This is a genomic window from Glaciimonas sp. GG7 (assembly GCF_052976905.1).
In genome coordinates, this window is the sequence record NZ_JBRIIQ010000155.1 from 1 (window position 1) to 5585 (window position 5585).

Genomic DNA, 5585 nt, shown 5'->3' on the forward strand with positions numbered 1-5585 from the left:
AGCTTCTCTAAGCGCCCGGTTCATCGAGCACGAATCGATATTAAAAACCAAGCTGTTCGTATCATAGACCAAGCTGATGCGGCGCTCAATTGCCCAGTTGCGTGGATAAACGGTCTGATGATGCGTGACGTGAGCAATAACTTGTTGGCACATAGGTGTTGCGTTTATAAGGCTTCATAAGGCTGAAAGTCATACCGTATCGGCGCGTAAAAAAGCATGTGAGCAAGAAAATTCAGGACCAAGAAATGTCTTGTTAGATAGTGGGATAACTCTATCTTTTCGATAAGAAAAATCTTGATTGGGATCGGCATTTTATGTTTCCCTATGGAAATACAAGTGATTGTTCGTTTCTTCAGAGTTATGAGAGCGTTTGATCTACTTGTATGTCCCGTAGGTAAATTTATATTAAAAGGAATTACTGTGAAAAGTACATTTTTTTTAAGCGCTATTTTTATGTTAGGACTATCCACATCAGCGATGGCAGTGGATTGTCAACTCGTGCAACATGCAGTTTTGCAAGACGAAGTTATTTTGACAAAAGTTGAGATCAATTTTTTAAAGTCACTTGGTGTTACCGAACAGCAACTTAATGATGCATTAATAAGCGAAGAGGAGACGCTCAGTAAGTATGAGACGAACAATAGTTGTTAATAAACGCAAAAAAGGCAACCTGTGAAGAGTGTTGAGGTAAGCCTTCGTTTATGGTGAGCGTTGATGCACTTTGCTAGTGCTGAGATGGGCATTGTTAATTCACGCAGAGAATTGACAATGCCCGATATGTATAGAGATACCTATATAAAATCGCCAGCACACATCCGGGATATTCCAACGAATGGGAGAGCCCTGATTTTTACATTTTCCATCCGAAAAAATCTGTCCTCGTACATCCTTTTTTTATTGTTCCCGTAACGTCTGAACTCAAGCCCAGTCGGCGTGAAAGCTGCCGCCCTTATCGATACGTTCAAAGGTGTGCGCACCAAAAAAGTCGCGCTGCGCCTGAATCAGATTGGCGGGAAGTTGCACGGTACGGTAGGCATCAAAATAAGCGATGGCCGAGGAAAACGCCGGGACCGGTACGCCTGCGTTGATGGCGGCAATCACAACTTGCCGCAGCGCTGCTTGATAGTTGGTCGCGATGTCGGAAAAATAGCTATCGAGTAGCAGGTTGGCGAGTTGCGTATCGGCAGCGTAGGCGTCCATGATTTTTTGCAGGAAACTGGCGCGGATGATGCAGCCTGCACGGAATATTCTGGCGATATTGCTAAAGTTGAGCGCCCATTTATATTCGTCTGAGGCGGCGCGCAATTGTGCAAAGCCCTGTGCGTACGAAATAATTTTGCTTAAATATAAGGCGCGGCGGACTGCTTCAATTAAGGCGTCCTTGTCTGGCTCTGTCACCTCAATAACAGGGCCGGATAGCTTCTTGCTGGCGGCAACGCGCTCGTCTTTTAACGATGACAAGACGCGGGCAAAAACCGCTTCAGTGATGAGGGGCAAGGGGGTGCCGAGATCGAGCGCGTTCTGACTGGTCCATTTTCCAGTGCCTTTTTGGGCGGCGCGGTCGAGGATGACGTCGATCAGGTCAAGTCCGGTGTCGTGATCTTTTTTGCTAAAAATCCGAGCGGTTATATCGATCAGATAGCTGTCAAGTTCACCCGCGTTCCAATCGGTATAGACATGACTTAATTCGGTGTTAGAGAGACCGGCGACGTGCTTGAGGACGGCGTAACTTTCGGCGATCAATTGCATGTCGCCGTATTCGATGCCGTTGTGGACCATTTTGACGAAATGTCCCGCACCGTCAGGGCCGATGTAGTCCACGCACGGCACACCGTCGGGGGCAATGGCGGCAATTTCGGTCAGGATCGGGGCCACCAGATCGTAGGCTACCCGTGGGCCGCCGGGCATGATGGCCGGGCCCTTCAGTGCGCCTTCTTCGCCGCCGGAGATGCCGGTGCCGATGAAATGGATGCCCGATTTTGCCAGCGCATCGTTGCGGCGGATGGTGTCGGTGAAATGGGTATTACCGCCATCAATGAGGATATCGCCCGGGTCGAGCAAGGGCTGGATGGCGGCGATGGTGTCGTCGGTTGCCGCCCCGGCCTTAACCATGAGCAGTATCCGGCGCGGCTTTTCCAAAGAGGCAATGAAGGTTTCTAACGAATAGGCAGGGACCAGTTTGCGCTGGGGAAATTCGGCGATGAGTTCGTCGGTTTTTGCGCGGCTGCGATTATAGACAGAGACCGAATGACCCCGGCTTTCAATATTGAGAGCCAGATTGCGGCCCATGACGGCTAGTCCTACTACGCCGATTGCTTGCTTAGTGTGTTGCTCAATCATAAGTTCTCCCAGAAAACGACCCTGGTAGGGTCGGTGAATATTGGTTTTTAAAAGCTTGTCAGGATTTGACCAGCTTGAACCATATTCGTTGTCTTTGTTGAAAATTTACTTTAGGACTTACGCAAAATCGCCCCAGCGGCGTTACGCCCGCCTAGCCGTACTAGCATCAAAAGTCTGCCTTGCTGGGACAATTTTGCGTAAGTCCTGTATTCATTACTTGAATCGATACGCTAGCGAAACAAAGCAAAGTTGCAGCCCATCTCGATCAACAAGCGGGCTATTTCGGATACTTTGGCCAAACCATTTGTAGCGTCCGTACAGATTGACGACCCATTTATCGTTTAACGGAATTTCAATTTGCAGAGCGACTAACGGATTGATGGCGCTACCTCCCTGCCAGGGCTTGATGTGTCCGTTAGCGGCAGATTCGGCTTGCGTGACGCCGTAGAAATAATTGACGTAATTGGCGTTGCGATACTCAGCGCCGATTTGCGGATAAAAGCTGATGGAACCAGCTTTTATTTCGCCCGCATAAATGGCCTCTAATAATGTGCCGTGGGATTTGTTGGCGTCATAAAAAGCATTCAGAAAAAAAGCGCCTACGGGTGTTTCCTGATAAGTACCGACTCCAAGGGGATTAGCATCCTTTCTGTTTTGTAATCCGTGCAGATAGGGTGCGTTGGATGCTTTAAAACCATCAAAATTAATCTGTTTGGCCAGTTCAAAATAACCGTATCCCATCTTGAATGTTTTGAACCCAATGGTATCGATACGCGAGAAAAATCTGCCGTAGTCGGCATACACGTAAGGCAAGGTGTAGTTGGCAGTGCGTTTGTCATGGATTTCACTGGGCGACTGGTACATCCCAACGCCGACATCCCCCACCAGGCGGTTCGGCAACTCTTCAGACACGACAGTATTTGCCTCCTGTGCAAGCGCAGCCGACATACATGCCATGCTCATCAGGCCGCTTAGAAGTGCGCTGGACATTATTTTGCTGAGGGAGTGTTTTTTCATGCTTTTCGATGGTGAATGTCGGTTGAGGTAATGCATGTCAAAAGATATAAACGATGCAACATCATCGCAGTTTTCGAATGGGAGGTAGTTTAACCTAGGATTGATTCACTTTATATAACGTTTATTTGTGATGATAAGCGCCTCAATAGATAGTCTGCAAAACGTTCGGATGATGTTTATTTCACTACGAAAAATCAGTCCCGAGGATTTCTGGAGCATTCCGGCAGGATTGTGTAGTGCGAGTATTCTCGAAGTGTCTCTATAAAAACCGCTGAAACAATGCCTGTAAGTTGTTTTTATCAGAGACGCCAACAACACACATTAAAAGAGGCTGACATGAGCGGCATCACAACCACCATCTATGAAGGTTACGAAATTCATACACGCGCAGTGCCCAGTGGCGATGTATGGGCGGCAGAATACTCAGTGAGTCAGGATGGCGAAATCAAAATCCCCTGGACGCGCGCAAACATTGCAGAAGGACTCCTTACACATGGGGCGGCTAATCACGCAGCGTTGGATATTGCGCGATCAAATGTACGTAGCAATTAGCTATCGGGACATGGCCGGACGATTAGATTCTCATTTAATTATAAGAAATACATAAATAAATGAATGTAAACACTTAGGATGCATCTCAGAGGGAATACTTTTTGGCATATTTTTTGCGCCACCTACTGACATATACACATAGAAGTTATGTCAGTCCCTTAAGGATATCCCCGATAATGATTAGCACCTCACCCCATGTAGAAGGCTTTTTTGACTGCGCCACCAGTACCATCAGTTACGTGGTGCTAGATCCCGTAACCCACCATTGTGCGTTGATCGATAGCGTGCTCGATTACGACCCCAAATCGGGTCGCACACATACCGCCTCAGCTGATCGTTTGATCGCAATGGTCACGGCCCTCGGCGGCAAGGTCGAATGGATATTGGAAACCCATGTTCACGCAGATCATTTAACTGCTGCGCCCTATTTGAAAGAAAAATTGGGGGGCAAGATTGGCATCGGTCAACAGATCGCCACCGTGCAGCAGGTGTTTGGGGCGCTGTTTAACACCGGTGCAGACATGGCGCGTGACGGCAGCCAGTTTGACCATTTGTTTGCCAATGATGAGATGTTCTGTATCGGCGCTCTGCAATGCCGCGCGCTGCACACGCCAGGCCATACGCCAGCCTGCATGACCTATGTCGTCAGCAATGGCTGCCAGAGCGCCGCTTTTGTTGGCGACACGCTGTTCATGCCAGATGACGGCACGGCGCGTTGCGACTTCCCCGGCGGCGATGCGCGTACGCTGTTTTGCTCCATTAATACAGTGCTGAGCTTGCCCGACGATACGTTGCTTTACATGTGTCATGACTACCAGCCCGGTGGCCGCGAGGTGCGTTACGTCAGCACAGTCGGGGAGGAGCGGACCAGCAATATCCATGTCCGCAATGGCATTAGCGAGGAGGCCTTCGTTGCTATGCGCAGAAAACGTGATGCATCGCTGGACATGCCGACCCTGATCCTGCCATCGGTACAAATCAACATGCGCGCAGGGCATTTCCCGGAGCCTGAAGAAAACGGCATCCGCTACCTGAAAATTCCCATTAATGCGACTTAAAAGTATCCGGAGATAACCATGGCAATACATCAACTAGCAGCGGAAGTGACGCACGCCGTTGTCATCATCGGGGGTGGTGCCGCTGGCATAGCAACAGCAGCAAGCCTGCTGGCACGCCAGCCTGAACTCGACATCGCCATTATCGAACCCGCCGACGTCCACTACTATCAGCCCGGCTGGACCATGGTCGGTGCCGGCGTCTTTGATGCGCCGAAAACTGCGCGCACCATGGCAAGCACGATCCCGCGCGGTGTTCACTGGATCAAGTCCGCAGTGGCGGCGTTTGAACCTGAACGCAATGCGGTCATTCTGGTCGGCGGCACGGTCGTCCGGTATGCACAGCTGGTGGTCTGTCCGGGTCTGAAGCTCGACTGGCACGCCATTGACGGTCTATCCGAAACCTTGGGCCGCAATGGTGTCACTTCAAACTACATGTACCGCCTTGCACCTTATACCTGGGAACTCGTGCAAAGTCTGCGCGGCGGTCAGGCGATCTTCACGCAGCCGCCGATGCCGATCAAATGCGCCGGGGCACCACAAAAAGCGATGTACTTGTCAGCCGACCATTGGAAACGCAGCGGGGTGCTAGATCAAGTCAAGATCGCGTTTTGTAGTGCG

At 50.0% G+C, this 5585-nt stretch carries 5 protein-coding genes and 1 pseudogene; 4 read left to right on the forward strand and 2 right to left on the reverse strand.

The window, feature by feature from the left end:
* Nucleotides 1–294: 294 nt before the first annotated feature.
* Nucleotides 295–651 (forward strand): hypothetical protein, encoded by a 357-nt coding sequence (locus ACVBEF_RS20140; RefSeq protein WP_447125697.1) that lies wholly within the window; start codon nt 295–297, stop codon nt 649–651.
* Nucleotides 652–918: 267 nt separating this feature from the next.
* On the opposite strand, the gene gndA is transcribed toward ACVBEF_RS20140, so the two are convergent.
* Nucleotides 919–2340 (reverse strand): NADP-dependent phosphogluconate dehydrogenase, encoded by a 1422-nt coding sequence (gene gndA / locus ACVBEF_RS20145; protein WP_447125698.1) that lies wholly within the window; start codon nt 2338–2340, stop codon nt 919–921.
* 213 nt (nt 2341–2553) lie between these two features.
* Entirely contained in the window at nt 2554–3357 is an 804-nt protein-coding gene (locus ACVBEF_RS20150; RefSeq protein ID WP_447125699.1) for a MipA/OmpV family protein, read from the reverse strand.
* Between the two features lie 336 nt (nt 3358–3693).
* On the opposite strand from ACVBEF_RS20150, the gene ACVBEF_RS20155 reads away from it, so the two are divergent.
* The 3 genes and pseudogenes from ACVBEF_RS20155 to ACVBEF_RS20165 all read left to right on the forward strand — a co-directional run.
* Nucleotides 3694–3909 carry a hypothetical protein gene (locus ACVBEF_RS20155; protein WP_447125700.1) on the forward strand — a complete coding sequence of 72 codons (216 nt, stop codon included), beginning with the start codon at nt 3694–3696 and terminating at the stop codon, nt 3907–3909.
* Nucleotides 3910–4085: 176 nt separating this feature from the next.
* Entirely contained in the window at nt 4086–4967 is an 882-nt protein-coding gene (locus ACVBEF_RS20160; RefSeq protein ID WP_447125701.1) for an MBL fold metallo-hydrolase, read from the forward strand.
* Between the two features lie 42 nt (nt 4968–5009).
* Nucleotides 5010–5585: pseudogene (locus ACVBEF_RS20165) on the forward strand (NAD(P)/FAD-dependent oxidoreductase); the annotation flags it as partial.

What these genes read in the sequence shown, in the direction of transcription:
- ACVBEF_RS20160 (WP_447125701.1), top strand. Translation starts at nt 4,086, where the DNA reads ATGATTAGCACCTCACCCCATGTAGAAGGCTTTTTTGACTGCGCCACC.
- ACVBEF_RS20150 (WP_447125699.1), bottom strand. Translation starts at nt 3,357, where the DNA reads ATGAAAAAACACTCCCTCAGCAAAATAATGTCCAGCGCACTTCTAAGC.
- gndA (WP_447125698.1), bottom strand. Translation starts at nt 2,340, where the DNA reads ATGATTGAGCAACACACTAAGCAAGCAATCGGCGTAGTAGGACTAGCC.
- ACVBEF_RS20155 (WP_447125700.1), top strand. Translation starts at nt 3,694, where the DNA reads ATGAGCGGCATCACAACCACCATCTATGAAGGTTACGAAATTCATACA.